Consider the following 22,201-nt stretch of genomic DNA (forward strand, 5'->3'; position numbering starts at 1 on the left):
GATTGACGCGCACACTCCATTGGGTGTCTATTGCAGTTGCTGAGCCAATCGGCCAGGAATCATCTCCTTCACTCACCCGTGAGGTGTCATATGCAGCAGCCGTCATCGCGCACCAAGGCCATAGCACTCGCAGCCGCAGGAACTCTGGCGGCGGGCATGGGTCTCGCCTCCGTCGGAACCGCATCGGCCGCTCCGGGCCCCCGACATACGGTTCAAGCGAGGCCGGCCTGGCTGGCCAAGGCGCACGCCAAAGGTGCGCTTCCGAAGACTGAGGGGCTCAGCTTCAGCATCCTGCTCGGCATGCGGGATCAGGCCGGTGCGAACGCCGAAGTGCGTGCTCTGAGCGACCCGTCCAGCGCGAGTTATGGCAAGTGGCTCAGCCTCGGGCAGTTCAATGCGGCTTATGGGCCGAGCAAGGCGGACGTCGCGGCGGTGTCCGCCTGGGCGAAGTCGCAAGGCCTGCGTGTCTCGTCGGTCGCGCCGAGCGGGATGCTCGTCAACGTCTCCGGGTCGACCAACACGGTCAACCGTGTCTTCGCCACCAAGATGGCGTCCTACTCCTTCCACGGCGTCACGGTTCGGTCGAACACCACTGCGCTGACGCTGCCCGCCGGCACGTCGGCAACGGTGTTGTCGGCCGTCAAGGGCGTCGTCGGTCTGGACACCGGTGCCACGGTCAAGAAGCCGGCTGACACGCTGCCCGGTCCGCCCCCGGGTGGCCGCTATGGCGTGCAACCCTGCTCGTCGTACTACGGCCAGAAGATCGCGAAGGATCAGCCATCGGCATACGGGAAGAAGTGGCCGTATGCCGTCTGCGGCTACACGCCGAAGCAACTGCAGAGCGCGTATGGCGTGGACAAGCAACTCAAGAAGGGCTACTCCGGGAAGGGTCAGACAGTCGTCATCACCGACGCCTTCGCGGCGCCGACGATCGCGGCCGACCTGAGCAAGTACAACTCGAAGTACGGCCTCCCGCAGTTCAAAAAGGGCCAGTTCACCCAGCAAACGCCCGGACCGGACGGCTATGACCTGGTCAACGAGTGTGGCGGCAACGGCTGGTATGGCGAGGAGACGCTCGACGTCGAAGCCGTGCACTCCATGGCTCCTGGCGCCAAGATCGTGTATGCCGGTGCGCCGGACTGCGCGTCCGGGCTCGACAACACGTGGGCGGCGGCGATCGACAACCACACCGGTGACGTGATCACCAACTCCTGGTCCGACGGTGTCGACGACATCGCCGATCTCGGGCAGTCCTACATCGACTTCTACCAGCAGTACTCCACCGAGGCCGCCCTGCGCGGCATCACCGTCAACTTCTCAACCGGCGACGACGGCGACGAGACGGCAGGCGGCACCAAGCTGGCCGACAAGACGGTGGGCTTCCCGTCCGACCTGCCCTACGTGACGGGCGTCGGTGGCACCAGCCTCGACGTCAACAAGAAGGGCGCCTGGGCCGGCGAGTGGGGCTGGCAGAACGCCTACGCCCAGCTGTCCGCGGACGGCAAGTCGTGGATGTCGCCTCCCGGGTCGTACTCGTCCGGTGGCGGTGGCGGCACGAGCCAACTGTTCGCGCAGCCGTGGTACCAGAAGGGCGTCGTCCCGTCCTCGGTGGCGAACTACTACGGAAGCACTCCGATGCGGGCGATCCCGGACATCTCGACCGTGGGTGACCCGAACACCGGCCTGGTCGTCGGTGAGACCCAGGCCTTCCCGGACGGGACCTACTGGGACACCTACCGGATCGGCGGCACGAGTCTCTCGTCGCCGGTTATGGCAGGCATCGTCGCAGTCGCCAGCTCGCGGGCGCATCACGCGCTGGGGTTCATCAACCCGCTCTACTACTCGCTGATGAACACTCCGGCGGTGCATGACCTGAAGGCGCCGACGCAGCCGCTGTCGCAGGTTCGCACCGACGACGTCAACGGGCTGGACTCGTCCGGTGGCCTGCACTTCGAGTTGCAGCGCCTTGATGTGCAGTCGTCGACCTTGCACGACACACCTGGTTGGGACAGCGAGACCGGCGTCGGTTCACCCGCGGCGCTGTTCTTCCAGTTCGCAGCGCGCAGGTAGCTGAAGCTGAAGCAGCGAAACTGCGGGGCCGGGCGTGATCGCCCGGCCCCGCAGTGCGTCGCCTGTTGGTCGAATTGGCTTGAAGCCGGCGGGCATTCGCGTGTCAATCGACCTCGGAGGGTACGTCCCGCGGGAACTCCCGGCTCGCATGCGGGTCGCTCGACACGTCATACAGCTGCCGGAGTGTGTCGATCACTTCGAGCTCGCGCTTGCTGTGCGGGCTCGCGCACGACTCACCCTCATCGCCCGGGACCGGGTCGAAGGAGTGCAGCACGATCTTCTCCAGCAGTTCGCCGAGGGTCTCGTCATTGAAGTCGGCGAGTCCCTTGAGCACTTTCACGAGGCCCTTGTCCATGCGTACGCCGAGCTGGACTCGGCTGGATGCTGCGTTCATGGGACCAACGTAACTAGGTAACAGTGGATCGCGCACCAGATTTTGGCGGCTGCTGCCCCTGACGTGTCTGTGGGGCATTCGCATACTGTGGCTGCCGTGGGCTACCCCGATGGATACGAGCCTCAGGATCGTCGCGGCCGATCAATGGGACATCGTGCGGTGGCTGTGGGAGGCCAGGCGGTCATAGAGCGCCACCCGGGACCGTGGACGATCGCCGTTCACCATGAGAACCGTCCGGCAGCTACCTTTTGACGCAAGGTCGCCGACTGCGCCTTCGGGACGGACGGCTGGACGGAAGAGCAGTTGCCAGTGCCGGGGCGCCCATCAGTGCCACCGGATCACTGGATCCGCAGCAAACCCACGCCGCGCTGAACCATGGCTGTCTCGACGAGCGATGGTTATGCCGGTCGACCAGAAGGGACGAGCCATGCCCGACCGACCTGAGATCGTCTGCATCTGCGGTTCTACCCGTTTCGTGGAAGAGATGCTCGCGGCGAACCGCGACCTGACGTTCGCGGGTGTCATCGTCGTCGCGCCCGGAGTGTTTACGCACGCCGCGGGCCGCGAGTGGAGCGAGACGATCACCACCGAACAGAAGGCCGCGCTGGACGCACTCCACTTGCGAAAGATCGACCTGGCAGACCGTGTTCTGGTCGTCAACCCCGGCGGGTATGTCGGCGAGTCCACCAGCCGGGAGATCGCGTATGCCCACGCCACGGGCAAGCCGGTCTCGTTCACCTATCCGGAGAAGCCTTGATGGGCAATCCGGATGGGTTGCGGTCTCTCGAATTGCGCGTCGATCGCGGCAGCCCCTTTCGCCGACAGGACAGGCGATTTATCGAGAGGACACCCAATTTTCGCCGAAATGGGCTGAATCGCCTGTCCCCTCAGTGCATCGCGTGTCCTCTCGGCATCAAGGGGTCGTATGGCGGGCAGCCTGAACCGCAGCGCGCACGCTGGGAGACGGCATACGCGAAGGCGTGTGTCGTCCCGGAGATCGTGGCGGCGGCCGGTGTGAGCTGACTTCCCGGAACTCCGCGGCCGAGAACGTCAGGGTCTTCGGCCGATGCCCAACAGGTGCTGGCTGAGATCGCGCAGGCCGGGTGCGTCGCTGAAGCGACGGGCGAGCAGCATTGCTGCCGCACGCAATTCGTCGTCGTGGATGCGATCTACCTCGAGCGGCATACCGCCTGGACCCTCCAGACCGTGCACCTCGACATCAACCAGACCGGCCTCGGTGAGTTCATCGGCCAGCTCTTCGGAGTAGTGAAAGTGCCCGCCGGGGAAGCCTTTTCGAAGATGCTCCGTCGAGCCGTCCTCCAGCAACTGCAGCAGGTCGGGCGGGTAGGGCGAGCGTTGCATGGGCTCCGGCGAGCGCGCGGGTGCGATGCTGCCGGAGAAGACGTGTGCCATCGTCCGGGAGATCGCACCGGCAAACACGTAACCGCCGGGGCGGGTGACGCGGACCGCTTCACGGATGGCGCGAAGCCGGTCGTCGCGTCCGGCGAGGTGATAGAGCGGCCCCAGCAGGAGCACCGCATCGACGCTCTCCGACGACTGCGGAAGCGACCGCGCATCACCGACCTGAGCGTCGAACGTGCCGTGCTGCGATGCGGCGGCGACGTGTGACGGCACCGGATCGATCAGCGTGACGACGTCACCACGTGCCGCCAGGGGAGCGGCGTGTATGCCGGTCGCGCCGCCCACATCGAGGACTCGCGAGCCGGCCGGCACCCGCTGGGTAACGAACTCCTGGGTGCGCTCGAACTCCAGCACGCCCTGGTCGGAACGCCCTACCAGCCGGCCGTTCTCGTCGAAGTCGCCTCCGTAGTAGTCGAGCACTCGCTGGTCGAGGTCGGCCTGGTCGCACTTGTCATCGGGCATGCCGCCATCATTCAGAAAGCGCGCACCATCGGCCAGTCGATTTGCGTCATACCCGCGCTGCGGCATCCTCCGCTGCGGCATCCTCCGCTGCGTCGGACTCGATCTGCTCCGTCGATGCGTCCGGCACGTTGCGCAGCTTGCCGGGCCACCAGATCTTCGGACCGATGTCGAGGGTCAACGCGGTGACGAGCACGGCACGAACGACGATCGTGTCGAGCAGCACACCGAGCGCGACGGCGAAGCCGATCTCGGCGAACGCCACCAGCGGCAGTGTGCCGAGCACGGCGAAGGTGGAAGCGAGCACCAAGCCGGCCGAGGTGATCACCCCGCCGGTCGCGGACAGTCCGACGATCGCCCCGCGTCGGGTGCCGTGTTCTCGCGCCTCCTCTCGGATTCGGGTCATCAGGAAGATGTTGTAGTCGATGCCGAGCGCCACCAGGAAGACGAAGACGAAGAGCGGCAGCGACGGGTCGGTGCCGGCGAAATCGAAGATGTAATGGAACACCAGCGACGACAGGCCGAGCGCTGCACCGAACGACACGATCACGGTCAGGATCAACAGCACTGGTGCGACGATCGCCCGCAACAGCACGGCGAGGATGACCAGAACCACCAGCAACGTCAGCGGGATAATGGCCCGAATATCGTGGTCGGTCGCCTGCTGCACGTCATACGTCACGGCAGTGCTCCCGCCAACCAGTGCGTGTGATCCCGGAACGCCATGGGCAATGCCCCGGATCTGTTTGACCTGGTCAAAAGCCTTGGAGCTGTAGGCATCTCCCGACACCGACGTCTGCAACAGGCTGCGGTCGCCTCGGACGATCGGTTTTGCCGCTGGTGCGAAACCGGCGGCCGAGAGCTGCTGCGTCGTCTGCTGCGCCTGTGGCGAGTCGACGAGCACGTAGACCGGGTCGGACGAGTTGTCCTGGTAGTGACTCTGCAGGATCTTGGTTGCCGTCACCGATTGCGGGTTGCCGGTGAAACTCTCGGTCGTGGACAGGCTGTGCGAGTTGAGCTGGGTCAGGCCGAGCGTGCAGAGCAACAGCAGCCCGACCGTGACCAGCCAGACAGTGCGCGGCCTCGGGCGGATGAACGCCCCGACCCGTGCCCACACGCCGCTCTGGGTCGGCTCCGGACTGCGGTAGGTGGGGCGGCGCGGCCAGAAGACCCAGCGCCCGACGGTCACCAGCAACGCGGGCAACAGAGTCAGCATTGCCAGCAGGGCGAAGACGATGCCGAGTGCAGCCACCGGGCCGAGCCCCTTGGTGGAGTTCATCTGGGCGGCGAGCAGGCAGAGCATGCCCAGGATCACGGTGCTGCTGCTGGCGATGATGGCCGGACCGGACCGATGCAGCGCGAAAGCCATTGCCTCGTGGCGGTCTTCGTGTCTGCGCAGTTCTTCCCGATATCGGGCGACCAGCAGCAGGGCGTAGTCCGTGCCGGCGCCGATCACGAGCACGGTGAGGATGCCGTAACTCTGGCCGTTGACCGTCAATCCGGTGTGATCGACCATGAGGTAGATGAATGCTTGTGCGGCCGTGAGCGCCACTCCGGCGGTGAGGATCGGCAGCACCCACAGCACCGGACTCCGGTAGGTCAGCAGCAGGATCAGGATGACGACGCCCAGGGTGCCGAAGAGCAGGTTGCCGTCGATGCCGGCGAACGCATCGGCTTGGTCGGCGCCGAAGCCGACCGGCCCGCCGAGGTGCACACTCATCCCGTGCGCGCCGTCAGCGGCCGTTGCGCGGATCTGCTTCGCGGTCTTGGGCAGGTCGTTCCAACCGGACTTGGGGTCGACGTGCAGTGGCACCAGCGTCTGGAGGGTCGTGCCGTCCTTCGACGGGATCGGGCCCACGATCGGACCGCCGAGGTGCGGGACCTGCTTCTTGTATGTCGCGACGTCGGCCGTCGCCTTGGCGCGGTCTGCGGCGGTCAGGCCACCGTCGCGGTGATAGACGACGATCGCCGGCATGCTGTTGCGATCGACGAAGGCGCCCAACTGGTCGTAGACCTTGGTCGACTCCGCGCTCGCCGGAAGCCACGACGACGTCTGGTTGTCCTGCGCTCCGGAGAGCTTGCCCGCGAGCGGGCCGAGCACGATCAGCGCCACGACCCAGACGACGAGCACTACGTATTTGCTGCGCCGGCCGCAGACCAGCCCGGCGTATTTGCGATCCATCCCATTTCCTCGGGTTCGGCCCGCACGACAGGAGATACTTAGGTTTTCTCACTATCGCGATATATCGTGAGTTTATCGCGTTGGATGCCGCGTCGGAAGTTCTTTTCCGCAATCCGGGTCGCAGACTCCTGCCGATGAGCCCTGTGACACGCTTGCCTCGTGAAACCACAGATCGGCGTACTTGCGGTTCAGGGCGACGTGCGCGAGCACGCGCGGTCCCTCGAATCCCTCGGTGCGACAACGCGTTTGGTACGCCGCCCCGAGGAGCTCGAGGGCCTGGACGGAATCGTGCTGCCTGGTGGCGAGTCGACCACCATGGACAAGCTGCTTCGGGCGTTCGATCTACGAGATCCGTTGCGGGACCGGTTGCAGGCAGGCCTGCCGGCATACGGCTCGTGCGCGGGCATGATCCTGCTCGCCGACCGGGTGCTCGACGCGACCGCCGACCAGCAGACGCTCGGCGGGCTCGACGTGACTGTTCGTCGTAACGCCTTCGGTCGCCAGGTCGACTCCTTCGAGGAGGACCTGTCGATGCCGGAGATGCTGGGGGAGTCCGACCGGCCGGTGCGCGCTGTCTTCATCCGGGCGCCGTGGGTGGAGGCGGTCGGCCCGGAGGTGCGAGTGCTCGGCACGGTCGCGACCGGTCCGGCGGCTGGACGCATCGTCGCGGTCCGGCAGGGCAACCTGCTGGCGACGTCGTTCCACCCCGAGGTCACCGGCGACCACCGGATCCACGAATACTTCCTGCGTATGACGCGAGGCTGAGCGCCGCGTCTCGATACGCCGCTCGTCCCTCGCGGCACTCGACCAGCGGCGCTGGTTATAACATCGTCGGTCGAGGCACCAGCACGTTCGATTCGTAAAGAGGCAGGTATGAGCGGTCACTCCAAGTGGGCGACGACGAAGCACAAGAAGGCAGCGATCGATGCCAAGCGCGGCAAGCTGTTCGCCAAGCTGATCAAGAACATCGAGGTCGCGGCACGCTCCGGCGGTGGTGACCTGGCGGGGAACCCGACGCTGTTCGACGCCGTGCAGAAGGCCAAGAAGTCCAGTGTCCCCAACGACAACATCGACCGCGCGGTCAAGCGCGGGTCCGGTGCCGAGGCCGGTGGCGCCGACTACCTCGCGCTGACCTACGAGGGCTATGCCCCCGGTGGTGTCGCACTGCTCATCGAGTGCCTGACCGACAACAAGAACCGCGCCGTTGCCGAGGTCCGCACCGCGTTGCAGAAGAACGGCGGCTCGATGGGCGAATCCGGCTCCGTCGCCTTCATGTTCAACCGCAAGGGTGTCGTGATCGTCCCCAAGAAGCAGCCGGGCGACGACGTGACCGAGGACTCACTTCTCGAGGTCGTACTCGACTCCGGCGCCGAGGAGGTCAACGACCTGGGGGAGTCCTTCGAGATCGTGTCCGAGGCGCATGACCTGGTTGCCGTGCGCGAGTCGCTGCAGGCAGCGGGCATCGACTACGACTCCGCCGACTCCTCCTTCCTGCCGACCGTCGAGGTGCCCCTTGACAAGGAGGGTGCCAAGAAGATGTTCCGCATCATCGACATCCTCGAGGACAGCGACGACGTGCAGAACGTCTACGCCAACGGTGACGTCCCCGACGAGGTGCTCGCGGAGCTCGAAGAAGAGGACTGAGTCGGCCTGGTTCGTGGCCCACTTGCGGATGATCCCGACGCCGCACATGATCGAACCTCATCGCAGATCCGGGTGCCGGCCCGGTTGCCCTGAGCTGGCGGTTCCCGCCTCTGGTGTCAGTCCCCGGAAACAGTGAAGGGGTCGATGACCTGGAGGCCGGATGCTTCGAAGGGTGCGACGTCGCGAGTCGCGACGATGAACGTGCGGGCGCGCGCGATCCCAGCGATCAGTGCAGCAACGTTGCCGATCGCACGTCCTCGGGCACGCGAGTCGGCCCGCAATGCGGCGTACTCGATCGACGCGTCCTCATCGAAGTCGAGGATCCGATCCTGGAACAGGGGTCGGATGCGTTCCTCGAACGCAGCGGTGTCGGCGTACTTAGGTCCGCCGACGCGCCGCCCGCACCTTCACGGGTATGGCGACCGTCCCGCCTAAGCTGGCGGTAACCGAACATATGTCGGACCCCGTATGCCGAAGAAGGAGCTGCCCCGCTGTGCGAGTGCTCGGAGTCGACCCCGGCCTGACCCGCTGCGGCCTCGGTGTGGTCGAAGGAGGCATCGGCCAGCCGGTGCGGATGATCGCGGTGGGCGTGGTGCGTACCCCGGTCACCGACGACCCGGCCGAGCGACTGCTCAGTTTGCAGACCGAGATCGACGAATGGATGGAGCGGCACGAGCCCGACTCGGTGGCCGTCGAGCGGGTCTTCGCCAAGGCGAACATCAAGGGCATCATGGGCACGGCGCAGGCCTCCGCCATACCGATGCTGGCCGCTGCGCGGCGTGGCCTGCCGCTCGCGTTGCACACGCCGAGTGAGGTGAAGGCCGCTGTCACCGGCAACGGTCGCGCCGACAAGGCGCAGGTGACCGCCATGGTCACACGCATCCTGCGGCTGGAGGTCGCGCCCAAGCCGGCGGACGCCGCGGACGCTCTCGCCATCGCCATCTGTCACGTATGGCGCGGCGGCGCCCAGGACCGCATCGCGGCCGCTGTCGCCAAGCAACGTGCCGCGACCGGAGCACGCGGATGATCGCCACGCTGCGCGGCACGGTCCTGCACGTCGGGCTCGACCAGGTCGTCGTCGAGGTCGGCGGCGTCGGGCTGCTGACCCACACGACCCCCGGCACTGCCGCGTCGCTGCGGACCGGGGAGAGGCGTCCCTCTCTACGACGCTCGTGGTCCGTGAGGATGCCCTGACGCTCTACGGCTTCGGCAGCGGCGACGAGCGGGATCTCTTCGAGTTGGTGCAGACCGTCAGCGGCGTCGGCCCGCGAATCGCGTTGGCAATGCTGGCTGTTGCGACCCCTGATCAGATCCGTGGCGCCATCGCCAGAGGTGATGTCGCAGCGCTGGTCAAGACTCCGGGCATCGGTAAGAAGGGCGCCGAGCGCATCGTGCTGGAGCTCAAGGACAAGGTCGGGCCGATCGCAGCCGAAGGCGCGCCTGACGTGCCGACAACGCCGAGCGGCGGTGGCCACGACCAGGTCAGCGAAGCGCTCGTCGGGTTGGGCTGGTCCGCGAAGCAGGCCGATGACGCCGTCGCGAAGGTCGTCACCGCAGCGCCCGAGGTCACCGAGATCTCCGCACTGTTGCGGGCTGCGCTGCGTGAGCTGGGACGATGAGCCGCGTGGAGGACGAGACAGAGCTGAACCCCGACGGGTCGTATGACGCGACGGCGCGTGTCGTGGACCCGGTCGGCGACGAGGAGGAGCGCCGGTTCGAGGTCGCGCTGCGTCCCAAGCGGCTCGCCGATTTCCCCGGGCAGCCGCGCGTGCGCGACCAGCTCGGACTGCTGCTGGAAGCGGCACGACGACGCCAGCGACCGCCGGACCACGTGCTGCTGTCCGGTCCTCCCGGGCTGGGCAAAACCTCCTTGGCGATGATCATCGCCGCGGAGCTGGAGCAGCCGATCCGGATCACCAGCGGTCCCGCCATACAGCACGCCGGTGATCTTGCCGCCATCCTGTCGTCGCTCGCCGAGGGTGAGGTGCTCTTCGTCGACGAAATCCACCGGATGGCGCGCCCGGCCGAGGAGATGCTCTATCTCGCGATGGAGGACTTCCGGGTCGATGTCGTGGTCGGCAAGGGACCGGGCGCCACCGCCATACCCCTGGAGTTGCCGCCGTTCACCGTCGTCGGCGCCACGACGCGCTCCGGGTTGCTGCCCGCACCGCTACGCGACCGGTTCGGTTTCACCGGACACCTCGATTTCTACAGCGCCTTCGACCTGGCGCAGATCCTGACCCGAAACGCGACGTTGCTCGGCATCGACGCCACTCATCAGGGCATTGCCGAGATCGCCGGCCGGTCGCGCGGCACACCCCGGATCGCCAACCGGCTGCTGCGGCGGGTGCGCGACTACGCCCAGGTGCACGGCAGCGGCGTGCTCGATCTCGACGCGGCTCGCGCTGCGCTGGCGCTGTTCGATGTCGACCAGAGCGGCCTGGACCGGCTGGACCGCGCCGTCCTTGAGGCGTTGTGTCGTCGGTTCGGCGGCGGGCCGGTCGGCCTGTCGACGCTTGCGGTCGCGGTCGGCGAGGAGCCGGACACCGTCGAGACGGTCGCCGAGCCCTACCTGGTGCGGGAGGGTTACCTCGTGCGTACGCCGCGTGGCCGGGCGGCGGCCGCGCTCGCCTGGACACATCTGGGGCTCACCGCTCCGCCAACAGCGGCGGGTGGCGCCATACCCTTGCCACTGGACGACGACGGCGTCAGCGGGCGATTCGGCGATTGAGACGGACACGCTCGGAACCCGGGCGCCCCGCGGCGACGTTACTCACTTAGACTCTCCCGTCGGCCGCTCATGCTGCCCGACGCCCTCAATCTCAAGGACTGACTTTTCGATGTATGCACTGAGGCTTAACCTGCGTTGGCCTTGCGAGTCGCAAGCTCCCCGCAACGCCAGCGCAGCTCAAGCTTCCTGTGCCCGTTCAGAATCAACTTCGCTGGAGCCGGCATGGGTAATCTGATTTTTCTCCTGCCGGTACTGCTGATCGCCTGGCTCTTCTGGACCCAGCGCCGGCGGCAGCAGCAGGTGCGTTCCGCACAGGACCAGATCCAGGTCGGCGAGGAGATCAGCACCACCTCCGGTCTACTCGGCACTCTCGTCGCGCTCGATGACGAAGAGGGCACCATCGAGGTGTCTCCGGGCGTGCAGTTGCGCTTCGTGCGTCGTGCGATCGTTCCCCGTGCGCAGGTCGGTGGACCCCGCGCGGCGACGCCGTCGCAGGAGACCGAGACGGTGGACCTCGACAAGCACGACGACGACCAAGCTCCCGAGACGAAGGCCGAATAGGTGGCAACCCGAGCACGTCGACGCACCGCGGTGAAGCCGCGGCAGATACTGACCATCCTGTTGCTCCTGCTGGTCGCCCTGTATGCCGGGATCGCCGGCACCGCTGCGTGGGGCTCGCCCAAGGGCAAGTGGACCCCGCAGCTCGGCCTCGACCTCGAGGGTGGCCGTCAGATCACCCTGCAACCGATCGTCGGCAAGGGCCAGAAGGTCAACAGCGGCGAGGTCAACCAGGCCGTCAACATCATTCGCAACCGAGTCAACGGAAACGGTGTCTCGGAGGCGCAGGTCACGACGGTCAACAGTTCGCTCATCCAGGTGTCGCTGCCCGGTAACCCGAGCGAGCAGACCCTGAAAGCGCTCGCGCAGTCGTCGCAGTTGTCGTTCCGTGCGGTGATCACCCAGCAGGCGGTCACCCCGGCGCAGCCGACGACCACGCCGACACCGACACCCAGCGGTTCGGCGTCGTCACCGAGCAGTTCGCCCAGCAGCAGTCCGAAGAGCTCGACGAGCCCGGCAACGAGCAGCAAGTCGTCGACCGCCACGTCGAGCGGCACCAACGACCTCGTGCCGCAGGCGTTCAAGGCCGACACCTCGACGCCGTCGCCGACGAGCAAGAGCAGCTCGCCGAGTGCGGCGACGTCGACGCCGTCCGCGACGTCCACGCCTACTCCGCAACCGACCACCCCGCAGCGGCAGCTGCCGGGCGCGCAACCGCAGCCGGCCAACGGCAGCGACGACGCCTGGGGGAACTTCCCGGTCGACTCCATCTGGGTCGACAACGGTCTGGCGACGTCCGGGGAGACCTACACCCAGCTCTTCCAGGCATTCCCGTGCACCCAGGCCGACGCACCGAAGGGCCAATCCGCCCTGAAGTGGCAGGAGATCGCCGCCCAGGCGCCGGCCAGCCAACCCAACGTCGGTTGCGACAACGCCGAAGGCATGAAGTTCCTGATGGGGCCGGTCGAGGTCGAGGAAAGCACCTCACTGACGCCAATTACGGGCAGAACACCAACCAGCAGGGCGTCGCGACCAACCAGGTCGTGGTCAACCTGAAGCTGGACGGCACCGGCGCGAAGGAATTCGCCGCGGTCACCGAGCGACTGACGCCATACCCGACGGGCAACCCCAAGAAGCGTTTTGCCGTCACCGTCGACGGTTCGGTGATCACCGCACCGGAGTCGCAGGCGGTCATCACCGACGGCAGTGCGCAGATCAGCGGCAACTTCACCGAGAGCAGCGCCAAGACGCTGGCCAACCAGCTGAAATTCGGCGCGCTGCCCTTCTCGTTCAAGGAGCTGACCTCCAACCAGGTCAGTCCGCAGGTCGGCACCGACCAGCTGCAGAAGGGCATCCTGGCCGGTCTGATCGGCCTGGCGCTGGTGGTGCTCTACTCGCTGCTGCAATACCGCGCACTCGGTTTCGTCACCGTCGCGTCACTTGTCGTCGCCGGCTTCTCCAGCTACGGCCTGGTCACCCTGCTCGGCTTCACCAGTGGCTTCCGGCTCACCATGGCCGGCGTGACCGGTCTGATCGTGTCGATCGGTATCACCGCGGACAGTTTCATCGTCTACTTCGAGCGGGTGAGAGACGAAGTCAGATCCGGCAGGCCCCTGCGGGCCGCCGTCGAGACCGGTTGGGCACGTGCACGGCGGACGATCATCGTCTCCGACGCGGTCAACTTCCTGGCTGCCGCAGTGCTCTACGTGCTCTCCGAGGACAACGTGAAGGCCTTCGCCTTCACCCTCGGGTTGTCGACCCTGGTCGACATCGCCGTCGTGATGATGTTCACCCACCCGGTGCTCACCATCCTGGCGCGCACGAAGTTCTTCGGCAGCGGGCACAAGTGGTCCGGGTTCGATCCCGAGCGGCTCGGCGCCGCCGGAGTCACGTATGCCGGACGGGGTCGCGTCACGATCGCCGACCGCAAGGCGGCTGGGGACTCCACCGCAGTCGAGGGAGGACACGCCTGATGGCGAGCTTCGCGCAATTCGGTAACGACCTCTACACCGGTCGGCGGCAGATCAACTTCATCGGTCGCCGCCGCACCTGGTACCTCCTGACCGGCATACTCCTGGTGATTGCGGCACTCGGCATCTTCGGACGCGGCTTGAACTTCAGCCTGGAGTTCGAGGGTGGTTCGCAGGTGTCGGTGTCCGACATCAAGAGCACCAGCAACTTCGACCAGCGCGCCCACGACGCCGTGAAGTCCGCGGTCGGCGCTTCGGACAACCTGGTGGTGACCAAGGCCGGCGCGACCACGATCAAGGTCGAGTCGAAGAAGCTCGGCAACGGCACTTCGGCGGCCACCGACACGGTCGGCGCAGCGCTGGCCAAGGAGTTCGGCGTCAAGCAGAGCTCGGTGACCACGCAGTTCATCGGGCCCTCGTGGGGAAGTTCGGTCACGCACAAGGCGATCCAGGCGCTGATCGTCTTCCTGTTGCTGCTGGCGATCCTGCTGTCGGTCTACTTCCGCACCTGGACGATGGCCGTCGCGGCACTGGTCGCACTGGTCCACGACCTCTTCTTCACCGTCGGTATCTACGCGCTGACCGGCATCGAGATCTCGCCGGCCACGATGATCGGCTTCCTGACCATCCTGGGTTATTCGATCTACGACACCGTGGTCGTCTTCGACAAGGTCCGGGAAAACACCGACGAAGCGATCAGGGACGGCAATCGGACCTACGCGCAGGCGGCGAATTACGCCGTCAACCAGACACTGGTCCGGTCGATCAATACGTCTGTCGTCGCGTTGCTGCCGATCACCGCGATCATGGTCGTCGGCATTGTCTTCCTCGGCCCGGGCACGCTGCTCGACCTGGCCGTCGCGCTGTTCTTCGGTATCGCCGTCGGCACCTACTCGTCGATCTTCATCGCCACCCCGCTGTTGACGTCCTTGCGGCACCGTGAGGCGTCGATCAAGGAGCTCGACCGACGGGCGCTGGCCTACCAGACCAGCCAGGCGAGCGTGCTGGCCCGGACCGGAACGCGGGAAGAGCACACGCCCGGCGAGTCGGTCTCCGGTGTCATCGAACCGGCACGCGCCAAGGCAGCGAAGGCGGCCGCGGCGACCAAGGTCCGCAAGCGCGAGATCCACCCGCTCGCGAAGCGGGACGCCGATGACTGACAGCGCCGCTGAGGTGCTGGCAGCGCATGTGCGTGAGGTCCCCGACTTCCCGAAGCCCGGCGTCATGTTCAAGGACCTGACGCCGTTGTTCCGGGAGCCCGAGGCGTTCAACACCGTGCTGGCGGACATCGCCGACCGATGGGCCGGCAAGGTCGACGTCGTGGCCGGGGTCGAGGCGCGTGGCTTCATCCTCGGCGCGCCGCTGGCCTTGCGAATGGGCCTGGGATTTGTGCCGATCCGCAAGGCGGGCAAGCTGCCTGGCGACACGCATACCCGCTCCTACGATCTCGAATACGGCCAGGCGACCATCGAAGTCACGACCGATGCGTTCACCGCCGGACACCGCGTGCTCCTGGTCGATGACGTGCTCGCGACCGGCGGCACCGCCGCCGCTGCGTGTGAGCTGATCGAGTGTGCCGGTGCCGAGGTGGTCGCGCTGGAGATGCTGCTCGAGCTGAGTTTCCTGAACGGCCGCGACAAGCTGCCCGGCCGCACCGTGCACGCCACGCTGGTCGACTGAATCACCGCGATTAGACTGACGTAATGAGTCAGGACGAGCGCACGAGCAACCCGTCGGGTGCGTCGCGCGTGCGGGCCCGGCTCGTTCGGTTCGGTGCTCCTCGGCCGAGCACCAACAGCGAGATCGAGCCGCTCCTGGCCATCGTCCGGGCCACCCACCCCAAGGCCGATCTGGCGATCATCGACCGTGCGTATGGCGTCGCGGAGAACGCGCATCGCGGCCAGCTGCGCAAGTCCGGCGACCCCTACATCACTCACCCGCTGGCGGTCGCCACGATTCTCGCCGAGCTCGGTATGACGCCACCGACCCTCGCCGCCGCGCTGTTGCACGACACGGTGGAGGACACGCCATACAGCCTCACGCAGTTGAAGGACGAGTTCGGCGAGGAGATCGCCATGCTCGTCGACGGCGTCACCAAGCTGGACAAGGTGACCTACGGCGACGCCGCGCAAGCCGAGACGGTCCGCAAGATGGTCATCGCGATGGCCCGCGACATTCGGGTCCTGGTCATCAAGCTCGCCGACCGGCTGCACAATGCGCGCACCTGGCGCTACGTGTCCGCCGAGTCGGCCCAGCGCAAGGCGACCGAGACGCTGGAGATCTACGCGCCGTTGGCACACCGGCTGGGCATGAACACCATCAAGTGGGAGCTGGAGGACCTGTCCTTCGCCACGCTCTACCCCAAGGTCTATGACGAGATCGCCCGCCTGGTGGCGGACCGATCTCCCGCCCGCGAGGAGTACCTGCGCGGTGTCCGCGACCAGGTGACCTCCGACCTGCGGACCGCGAAGATCAAGGCCACGGTGACCGGACGGCCCAAGCATTACTACTCCGTCTACCAGAAGATGATTGTCCGCGGCCGCGACTTCGAGGACATCTACGACCTCGTCGCGGTGCGCGTGCTGGTCGAGTCGGTGCGTGACTGTTACGCCGTCCTCGGCACCTTGCACTCCCGGTGGAGTCCGCTGCCCGGGCGGTTCAAGGACTACATCGCGATGCCGAAATTCAACATGTACCAGTCGTTGCACACGACGGTCATGGGGCCGCAGGGCAAGCCGGTGGAGATCCAGATCCGGACCTTTGCGATGCACCGACGCGCCGAATATGGTGTCGCGGCCCACTGGAAATACAAGGAAGACGCCAAGAAGGGCGCCAATGACGCCGACGACGACGCCGGTCCCAGCAATGACATGTCGTGGCTGCGGCAATTGTTGGACTGGCAGCGGGAGACCGCCGACCCGGGCGAGTTCCTGGAGTCGTTGCGGTTCGACGTCGGGTCGCGTGAGGTCTACGTCTTCACCCCGAAGGGCTCGGTCATGGGGCTGCCGGCCGGCTCCACCCCGGTCGACTTCGCGTATGCCGTGCACACCGAGGTCGGCCATCACACGATCGGCGGCCGGGTCAACGGGCGGCTGGTTCCGTTGGAGAGCCCGCTGGAGAACGGTGACGTCGTCGAGATCCTGACGTCGAAGGCGGACGGCGCCGGCCCGAGTCGCGACTGGCTCGGCTTCGTCAAGAGCCCGCGCGCCCGCAACAAGATCCGCCAGTGGTTCTCCAAGGAGCGTCGCGAGGAAGCGATCGAGAACGGCAAGGACGCGCTCGCGCGGACGATCCGCAAGAAGGGTCTCGGCATACAGCGGCTGATGTCGCACGAGTCTCTGACGTCGGTCGCGGAGCGGTTGAAGTACCACGACATCGATGCCCTGTATGCCGCGATCGGTGACAGCCACGTGTCGCCCGACCATGTCGTCAAGCAGCTCGTGGAGATGCTCGGCGGCGAGGAGGGCACCACCGAGGATCTTGCCGAGGCCACCAATCCCGTTCGCCGCAACCGGCGTTCGGCGGAGACCGACCCCGGCGTGACGGTGGTCGGCACGGACGACGTCTGGGTGAAGCTGGCACGCTGCTGCACGCCGGTGCCGGGCGACGACATCATCGGATTTGTGACGACCGGCAACGGCGTGTCGGTGCACCGGCGGGATTGCACCAACGCCGAGCAACTGCTCGCCCAGCCCGAGCGGCTGATCAATGTCGCGTGGTCGCCGTCGGCGGCGTCGGTGTTCCTGGTGCAACTGCAGGTCGAGGCACTCGATCGCAATGCGCTGTTGTCCGACGTGACGCGGGTGCTGTCCGAGCAGCACGTCAACATCCTGTCGGCCAGCGTGCAGACGACCCGCAACCGTGTCGCCCTGTCGAAGTTCACCTTCGAGATGGGCGACCCCAACCACCTCGAGCACGTCATCAAGGCGGTCCGCAAGATCGACGGCGTCTTCGACGTATACCGGATCACCGGCTCCGGCCACCGCAGCGCGGAGCCGGTCAGTCAGGCCTGACCCGGCCGTCCCCACCCGCCGAGTGTGCAGTTGTGGTCGTTCCGGGTCGGTCGAAACGACCGAAAGTGCACTCTCGGCGTGCTCGGTTCACCGTCGACCGTCGAGTGCGTCGCCGATAGTGTTCAGGGCTTCTTCGGGGGAGCGGTTGTCGGCACCGTTCAGCTCGATGACGGCCCAGTCCCCGGTGCGCATCGCTCGGCGGCGGATCTGGTCGAGGCGTCGCTGCTCGACGGTGAAGTGGTAGTCACCGTCGTACTCCGCGACGACGCGTTGCTCACGCCATACGAAATCGCCGACGCCCAACCACCGACCCGAACGGTCACGCACCGTTACGTTGAGTTCCGGCTCGGGGAAGCCGACAGCTCGAAAACGAAGACGCCACAGTGTTTCTTGCGGCGAGAGCACGTCCGGTCGAAGCAGTTCGAGGGCCTCGCGAGCTCGTCTGATGCCACGCGTTCCGTGGTGGCCGGCGACCGTATGACGCAACGAGTTCGCCAGGTCGGGCTGATGGTGCAGGATCGCGTCCCCGAGCACGACCAATTCTTCGAGCGTGCGGATGGGCGCGAGGTCCAGCCACGTCTCGACCGGCGACACCACCGGTAGATCGTGCACGAACCAGATAGTGCGATGTTCCAGTCCGCGGTGCATCTTCATACCGCGGCGTCGGACGAAGACGCCATCGGGCACGGTCACATGCAGGTCTGGGTCACGGCGATCGGGCAGGCCGAGCAGTTCGCTCGACGTGCCGTGCGAATATGCGGAACGGCCGTGCGTCAGCACCTTGAGGTGGGCGGTTGCCCGCTCGACGAGGTCGGGATCTGCGCCAGTCAGGTAGAGACCGCGTGTCGGATGCTGCAGGTCCGGGTGTCGCAGGCGGCGTGGTGTGACACCGTGCGCGGCGGCCTCGTCGGTGGTGAAGGACGCATTGAGACCTGGCGGTAGGGGCGCTGGGCTACGGACCATCGCCGATAGTGTGCCCGAACTCGCGACCTGCTCGCCGAGCGCTGTCCACAGGGGCGCCTCGTCGCGCCGAGAGCGCACTTGTGGTCGTTCCGTGGCGGTCTGAACGACCAGAAGTGCACGCTCGATGGGATTCCGTCCACACGTGGCGACCCTGTGGACAACTTCTGCGGGCGTATGGAGCAACGGGGCAAGCTCTCTGGGCATGACAACTTCGCCAGAACGCAAACCGATCCGGACCGAGCACGACCTCTTCGAGAGGTGGGAGGACCTCATGGGAAGCGGCGGCTTCGGCCTGCGCAGCCTGTGGCTGATCTTCCTGGACGAGGAGGGCCGACAGTCCGACCTGATCGTGCCGATCGACGACATACCGATGCTGCCCGACCCGCGCGACGTCGGCGCGATCACCGATCTGATCGCCCGGATCCGGGAAGAGGTCGGTGTGGCCGAGGTGCCGATGCTCATCTCGCGCCCGGGCCCGTCGGAGATGACCGAGGGTGATCGCCGCTGGGCGGCGGCGCTGACCGTGGCACTGCGCGACCAGCATCCACGGTGGCCCATCCACCTGGCGACACGAAACCGTCTGCAGGTCTTCGCCGCGGACGACTTGCTGGGTTCGCTCGCCAGCTGACGACTGCGCCGACCGGCTCAGCCGAGCAGCACTGCCGGGCCGCCCGGGACGGTGATCCCCGCCAGGTCAGCGAGCAATACCGCGGCACCCGCAACACCGTTGAACAAGCCCAGATCGCCATCCGCAGCGAGCAGCCCGCACGGCCAGTCACTCGGATCGCCTGCGAGATCGAGGAATTCGGTCGCTGCGTCCAGTGCGAGTGTGCGGTGCGCCGGCTCGTCGAGAGCCGTCGCCGCGAGGTCGAGAACCGCTGCCGGTGCACCGAGCCCGTGACAGAGAGTCCAGCCCTGGGCGAGAGCCGCGGCGCCATACGTCCGCCACGCCTCGCGTTCGCGCCATACCTCCGCCCCGCAGGCCTGGACCGCGACCTCCAGTTCGGCACGGATCGCCTCGTCCTGCCAGGGTGCGTCGAGTCCTTTTGCGGACAGCTCCAGCAGCCTCAGTCGTATGGCGCCCGCCCCGGCCGCGCCATGGCACCACCTGGCGGTCCACACCGGCTCGGAACCGCGCAGGTCCGGCCAGCCGCCGTGCAGCGGGTCGGACCAGGCGGCCTCGAAATGCAACGCTTCCTCGGCGAGAGACAACGCTGAGTCAGCCAATTCCGGCCAACGCCAGGCGGATTCGGCCAGGGACCACGCGATGCCGCCGGCCCCGTGCGCCATACCGCTCAGTGGCCGTGACCCGTCGCCGGCCTGAGTGAGGTCCGGCCAGCCGCGCCCCCACAGCTGCCTCTCGGATCGTCGCCACAGCTCGTCGACGATCGGAGACGCGACCTCCGGTGCAGCATCCGGCATCCGGGTCAGTGCGAGCAGCGCACCGGCGAGCCCGGAGGTCAGGTCGCTGCAGGGGAGTGCGGCCGGCAGATCGGTGGAGATGTCGCGCTCCCAAGGCAAATCGGTGTTCGGCGGACCAACCAGCTCCACCCCGATCCGGCCCGCGAGCAGACCCAGCTCCGGCGGTGCGGGTCGTCGGCTCAAAGCCATGATCGCGCGGTCGGCCAGCTCCACGAGATGTTCCCTTCCCAGTGCCGGTCCGAGTCTCCGCAAGGCCCACGCGATGCCGGCATCACCGTCGTAGAAGGACGACCGTCCGCCCGTGCAGCGTTCTGGCACACCGGAATTCGTCAGCATCCAGGTCGGCCAGGTCACCTCGCCGCCGGCTTCGGTCCCCACTTCGATCGCGGTCTCCTGGAGCAACGTCATACAAGCTGTCACCTCGTCGCGCAGGCGATCGATGATGTCATCCGTGCGGGGCACGTCCGGCGACTCGAGCAGGATGCTCATGCCGGCCCCCTCCTTCGTCGGGTGCCGCCATGCGCCTGACCCCATTGACGCTCGCTGCGCTCGCTCATGCCGCCACCGCGACACCGCGCAGGTGCGCTGTCGATGGGTCGACGCCGTGCTCGCCGAAGACCTCCGTGACGACGTCGGCGAACGCGGCGCAGCGCGCTTCCGCCCGCCGGTAGGCCTCGCCGAGCCACCGGCAACGGAGTTCGCCGAAGCTCTGCCCGTCGCCTGGGTCTTCGCTCCACGCCATACCGGGGACGAGGACCTCGGTGAAGGGCGGAGCGGAGTTGCGGACACGCTCGGCACACGCCGTGCGAACCGCTCCGAACGCCTCCGCGCGGCAAGCGTCGGGCAGGTAGAGCACCACCGCGTCCGCCCGGTCCAGCGCGGCCGGATCGGTCGCGACCTTGAGCGACCACCTTTGGGTGACACGCGGTATGACGCGAGTGATCTCGTGCACCAGCCGGGCGACCTCAACTCGGCGTGGTGCGAAGTAGACCCGGGTCAGGCCCTGCGGAGATGACTCGCCGGCCGGCCATTCGTCACCCCAGGTGCGCCACCAGCCCTGGTCGTCGTGCGCGCCACGCCGACCGATGATGCGCAGCCGTGCGCCGATCGCAGGTGCGAGCCCGGCGCCGGACCGGACGGTGACGTAGTCGCCGCGGCCCACCGCACGCCGATTGGCATGAGACGACGGATCGCGAACGACCGCAGCGCCATACGCGCCAACGGCCAGGACCTCGTGATCCAGCGGTGACCATGCCAGTGCACCTGCGTGAGCCGCTCGCAAGGCCCAGCCGAGCGGCGGGTCCCAGCGTCCGCGGCTCGTCCCGCCGGGTCGAGCCGCGGCCCACCAATGTTCGTAGAGCGTCATGGCCAGGTCGTCCGCGTCCGACATGACGGTGAGCACGTGGTGCGCTGCTTGCAGCTCCTCGGCTGTGTGCCGATCCCAACTCATCGCGATTCCTCCTGCATCGATGGCGCAACGTCTCGGGCGCAGCGTCGGGCTTCGTCGAGCTGCTGCTCGACGATCGAATGGTTGCCGCCGGGCAACGCGGCGTGCTGCCAGGCGGTGACGAGTGCGCGCACGGTCCGCCACGCAAGCGGGCACGGAGAAGCGGGACCGCCCGCTGCGGCATACGCCCGGCGAAAACCGAACGGGGACAGGCCGATCGAGGCGAAGGTCTGCTCGAGGGTGACCAGGTCCCAGCACGGGTCGCCACGGCCCGCGGACTCCAGGTCGATGAACGTCACGGCTCCGTCGGTCTCGGTGATCACGTTGGACGCCGACAGGTCACCGTGGGTCCAGCGGTCGCTGTGTGCCCAGGAGACGGAGAGCGGTCGCAGCGCGGCCTGAACGGCAGACTCCCGCCAGGTCGCAAGGACGGCGTCCCGATCCCGGTCCGGTGGATGAGTCGTCATCGACGGCAGCGGTTCGGACAGCAGCGGCCAGGGAGCGCGCGCAACCGGAACGTCGTCGCCGGCCGGTGCCGTGTGCAGCGTGGCGAGTGCGCGGCCCACAGCGTCCGTCAGCCGTATGGCGGACGGCTCGTCGAGTGCCAGCGACATCAGGTCCCGTCCAGGTGCGGCGCCGGTCCACACCACCGCTGGTCCCCCTGAAGGATCAGCGGTGGTGTCAGACCGAGGGATTGCAGCCGGCCGAGCGCGAACCGCTCGGCGGCGACCACGTCGTCACCGTCGAGTCGGCTCGCGAGTCCGGACTGCTTGGCGTAGGCAATGACCTGCCCGTCCCGTTGGACGCCGTGCACTCCGTTGGTTCGGGTGACGGGTATGACGCTGACGGCTCCGGAGAGCACCTCGCTGCCGCGAACCAGCTCGGCCCGAACAGCGAGAGACAGGATCTCCGGAGTCGTCGGCATC

20 protein-coding genes and 2 pseudogenes are annotated in these 22,201 nt (G+C 67.1%); 14 read left to right on the plus strand and 8 right to left on the minus strand.

What is annotated here, in order from left to right; genetic code table 11:
* Positions 1–90: 90 nt before the first annotated feature.
* Entirely contained in the window at positions 91–2,070 is a 1,980-nt protein-coding gene (locus ACFQDH_RS16050) for a S53 family peptidase (protein ID WP_382403417.1), read from the plus strand.
* A gap of 103 nt (positions 2,071–2,173) precedes the next feature.
* Here ACFQDH_RS16050 and ACFQDH_RS16055 read toward each other — a convergent pair whose 3' ends face one another.
* Positions 2,174–2,464, minus strand: coding sequence for a hypothetical protein (locus ACFQDH_RS16055; RefSeq protein ID WP_382403418.1), 291 nt, complete (start codon positions 2,462–2,464; stop codon positions 2,174–2,176).
* 427 nt (positions 2,465–2,891) lie between these two features.
* Here ACFQDH_RS16055 and ACFQDH_RS16060 point away from each other — a divergent pair, with 427 nt between their 5' ends.
* Positions 2,892–3,221: a hypothetical protein gene (locus ACFQDH_RS16060; protein WP_382403419.1), complete on the plus strand. Its 330-nt coding sequence runs from the start codon at positions 2,892–2,894 to the stop codon at positions 3,219–3,221.
* A gap of 293 nt (positions 3,222–3,514) precedes the next feature.
* On the opposite strand, the gene ACFQDH_RS16065 is transcribed toward ACFQDH_RS16060, so the two are convergent.
* A complete protein-coding gene (locus ACFQDH_RS16065; RefSeq protein ID WP_382403420.1) occupies positions 3,515–4,348 on the minus strand; it encodes a class I SAM-dependent methyltransferase in 834 nt (277 codons plus the stop codon).
* Positions 4,349–4,394: 46 nt separating this feature from the next.
* Entirely contained in the window at positions 4,395–6,527 is a 2,133-nt protein-coding gene (locus tag ACFQDH_RS16070) for an MMPL family transporter (RefSeq protein WP_382403421.1), read from the minus strand.
* Between the two features lie 159 nt (positions 6,528–6,686).
* Here ACFQDH_RS16070 and pdxT point away from each other — a divergent pair, with 159 nt between their 5' ends.
* From pdxT to ACFQDH_RS16125, 11 genes and pseudogenes are all read left to right on the plus strand, one after another.
* Positions 6,687–7,292 (plus strand): pyridoxal 5'-phosphate synthase glutaminase subunit PdxT, encoded by a 606-nt coding sequence (pdxT, locus tag ACFQDH_RS16075; protein ID WP_382403422.1) that lies wholly within the window; start codon positions 6,687–6,689, stop codon positions 7,290–7,292.
* 108 nt (positions 7,293–7,400) lie between these two features.
* The gene (locus ACFQDH_RS16080) at positions 7,401–8,171 is read left to right on the plus strand and encodes a YebC/PmpR family DNA-binding transcriptional regulator (RefSeq protein ID WP_382403423.1); all 771 of its coding nucleotides are present in this window, start codon (positions 7,401–7,403) and stop codon (positions 8,169–8,171) included.
* 493 nt (positions 8,172–8,664) lie between these two features.
* Complete coding sequence (ruvC, locus tag ACFQDH_RS16085; RefSeq protein ID WP_382403424.1) at positions 8,665–9,198, plus strand: crossover junction endodeoxyribonuclease RuvC; 534 nt, start codon at positions 8,665–8,667, stop codon at positions 9,196–9,198.
* Positions 9,195–9,790: pseudogene (gene ruvA / locus ACFQDH_RS16090) on the plus strand (Holliday junction branch migration protein RuvA). The gene ruvC and the pseudogene ruvA overlap by 4 nt, the downstream one beginning before the upstream one ends.
* Positions 9,787–10,902 carry a Holliday junction branch migration DNA helicase RuvB gene (gene ruvB / locus ACFQDH_RS16095; RefSeq protein WP_382403425.1) on the plus strand — a complete coding sequence of 372 codons (1,116 nt, stop codon included), beginning with the start codon at positions 9,787–9,789 and terminating at the stop codon, positions 10,900–10,902. The pseudogene ruvA and the gene ruvB overlap by 4 nt, the downstream one beginning before the upstream one ends.
* Positions 10,903–11,124: 222 nt before the next feature.
* Positions 11,125–11,463, plus strand: coding sequence for a preprotein translocase subunit YajC (gene yajC, locus ACFQDH_RS16100; RefSeq protein WP_382403426.1), 339 nt, complete (start codon positions 11,125–11,127; stop codon positions 11,461–11,463).
* A gap of 30 nt (positions 11,464–11,493) precedes the next feature.
* Positions 11,494–11,796, plus strand: a pseudogene (locus ACFQDH_RS16105) (protein translocase subunit SecD); the annotation flags it as partial.
* A 539-nt stretch (positions 11,797–12,335) separates the two neighbouring features.
* Positions 12,336–13,433 (plus strand): protein translocase subunit SecD, encoded by a 1,098-nt coding sequence (gene secD / locus ACFQDH_RS16110; protein WP_382403427.1) that lies wholly within the window; start codon positions 12,336–12,338, stop codon positions 13,431–13,433.
* Positions 13,433–14,590, plus strand: a complete 1,158-nt coding sequence (secF, locus tag ACFQDH_RS16115) for a protein translocase subunit SecF (RefSeq protein ID WP_382403428.1) — start codon at positions 13,433–13,435, stop codon at positions 14,588–14,590. Before secD ends, secF begins: the two co-directional genes overlap by 1 nt.
* Complete coding sequence (locus ACFQDH_RS16120; RefSeq protein WP_382403429.1) at positions 14,583–15,110, plus strand: adenine phosphoribosyltransferase; 528 nt, start codon at positions 14,583–14,585, stop codon at positions 15,108–15,110. The genes secF and ACFQDH_RS16120 overlap by 8 nt, the downstream gene beginning before the upstream one ends.
* Positions 15,111–15,133: 23 nt before the next feature.
* Positions 15,134–17,443, plus strand: coding sequence for a RelA/SpoT family protein (locus ACFQDH_RS16125; RefSeq protein WP_382403430.1), 2,310 nt, complete (start codon positions 15,134–15,136; stop codon positions 17,441–17,443).
* Positions 17,444–17,530: 87 nt separating this feature from the next.
* On the opposite strand, the gene ACFQDH_RS16130 is transcribed toward ACFQDH_RS16125, so the two are convergent.
* Positions 17,531–18,406 (minus strand): hypothetical protein, encoded by an 876-nt coding sequence (locus tag ACFQDH_RS16130; protein ID WP_382403431.1) that lies wholly within the window; start codon positions 18,404–18,406, stop codon positions 17,531–17,533.
* Positions 18,407–18,608: 202 nt separating this feature from the next.
* Between ACFQDH_RS16130 and ACFQDH_RS16135 the strand changes: the two genes are divergently transcribed.
* Positions 18,609–19,034, plus strand: a complete 426-nt coding sequence (locus ACFQDH_RS16135) for a hypothetical protein (protein ID WP_382403432.1) — start codon at positions 18,609–18,611, stop codon at positions 19,032–19,034.
* Positions 19,035–19,051: 17 nt separating this feature from the next.
* Here ACFQDH_RS16135 and ACFQDH_RS16140 read toward each other — a convergent pair whose 3' ends face one another.
* From ACFQDH_RS16140 to ACFQDH_RS16155, 4 genes are all read right to left on the minus strand, one after another.
* Positions 19,052–20,317 (minus strand): lanthionine synthetase LanC family protein, encoded by a 1,266-nt coding sequence (locus tag ACFQDH_RS16140; RefSeq protein ID WP_382403433.1) that lies wholly within the window; start codon positions 20,315–20,317, stop codon positions 19,052–19,054.
* A 64-nt stretch (positions 20,318–20,381) separates the two neighbouring features.
* Positions 20,382–21,278, minus strand: a complete 897-nt coding sequence (locus ACFQDH_RS16145) for a T3SS effector HopA1 family protein (RefSeq protein WP_382403434.1) — start codon at positions 21,276–21,278, stop codon at positions 20,382–20,384.
* A complete protein-coding gene (locus tag ACFQDH_RS16150) occupies positions 21,275–21,925 on the minus strand; it encodes an aminoglycoside phosphotransferase family protein (RefSeq protein ID WP_382403435.1) in 651 nt (216 codons plus the stop codon). The genes ACFQDH_RS16145 and ACFQDH_RS16150 overlap by 4 nt, the downstream gene beginning before the upstream one ends.
* The gene (locus tag ACFQDH_RS16155) at positions 21,889–22,200 is read right to left on the minus strand and encodes a hypothetical protein (RefSeq protein WP_382403436.1); all 312 of its coding nucleotides are present in this window, start codon (positions 22,198–22,200) and stop codon (positions 21,889–21,891) included. The genes ACFQDH_RS16150 and ACFQDH_RS16155 overlap by 37 nt, the downstream gene beginning before the upstream one ends.
* Position 22,201 lies beyond the last annotated feature (1 nt).

This window comes from Flexivirga alba, from assembly GCF_042661025.1.
In the GTDB taxonomy this organism is placed as follows: Bacteria; Actinomycetota; Actinomycetes; order Actinomycetales; family Dermatophilaceae; genus Flexivirga; species Flexivirga alba.

What these genes read in the sequence shown, in the direction of transcription:
- ACFQDH_RS16155 (WP_382403436.1), bottom strand. Translation starts at nt 22,200, where the DNA reads ATGCCGACGACTCCGGAGATCCTGTCTCTCGCTGTTCGGGCCGAGCTG.
- secF (WP_382403428.1), top strand. Translation starts at nt 13,433, where the DNA reads ATGGCGAGCTTCGCGCAATTCGGTAACGACCTCTACACCGGTCGGCGG.
- ACFQDH_RS16065 (WP_382403420.1), bottom strand. Translation starts at nt 4,348, where the DNA reads ATGCCCGATGACAAGTGCGACCAGGCCGACCTCGACCAGCGAGTGCTC.
- ACFQDH_RS16145 (WP_382403434.1), bottom strand. Translation starts at nt 21,278, where the DNA reads ATGAGTTGGGATCGGCACACAGCCGAGGAGCTGCAAGCAGCGCACCAC.
- ACFQDH_RS16130 (WP_382403431.1), bottom strand. Translation starts at nt 18,406, where the DNA reads ATGGTCCGTAGCCCAGCGCCCCTACCGCCAGGTCTCAATGCGTCCTTC.
- ACFQDH_RS16140 (WP_382403433.1), bottom strand. Translation starts at nt 20,317, where the DNA reads ATGAGCATCCTGCTCGAGTCGCCGGACGTGCCCCGCACGGATGACATC.
- ACFQDH_RS16120 (WP_382403429.1), top strand. Translation starts at nt 14,583, where the DNA reads ATGACTGACAGCGCCGCTGAGGTGCTGGCAGCGCATGTGCGTGAGGTC.
- ACFQDH_RS16050 (WP_382403417.1), top strand. Translation starts at nt 91, where the DNA reads ATGCAGCAGCCGTCATCGCGCACCAAGGCCATAGCACTCGCAGCCGCA.
- ACFQDH_RS16135 (WP_382403432.1), top strand. Translation starts at nt 18,609, where the DNA reads ATGACAACTTCGCCAGAACGCAAACCGATCCGGACCGAGCACGACCTC.
- ACFQDH_RS16055 (WP_382403418.1), bottom strand. Translation starts at nt 2,464, where the DNA reads ATGAACGCAGCATCCAGCCGAGTCCAGCTCGGCGTACGCATGGACAAG.
- yajC (WP_382403426.1), top strand. Translation starts at nt 11,125, where the DNA reads ATGGGTAATCTGATTTTTCTCCTGCCGGTACTGCTGATCGCCTGGCTC.
- ACFQDH_RS16125 (WP_382403430.1), top strand. Translation starts at nt 15,134, where the DNA reads ATGAGTCAGGACGAGCGCACGAGCAACCCGTCGGGTGCGTCGCGCGTG.
- ACFQDH_RS16070 (WP_382403421.1), bottom strand. Translation starts at nt 6,527, where the DNA reads ATGGATCGCAAATACGCCGGGCTGGTCTGCGGCCGGCGCAGCAAATAC.
- ACFQDH_RS16060 (WP_382403419.1), top strand. Translation starts at nt 2,892, where the DNA reads ATGCCCGACCGACCTGAGATCGTCTGCATCTGCGGTTCTACCCGTTTC.
- ACFQDH_RS16080 (WP_382403423.1), top strand. Translation starts at nt 7,401, where the DNA reads ATGAGCGGTCACTCCAAGTGGGCGACGACGAAGCACAAGAAGGCAGCG.
- ruvB (WP_382403425.1), top strand. Translation starts at nt 9,787, where the DNA reads ATGAGCCGCGTGGAGGACGAGACAGAGCTGAACCCCGACGGGTCGTAT.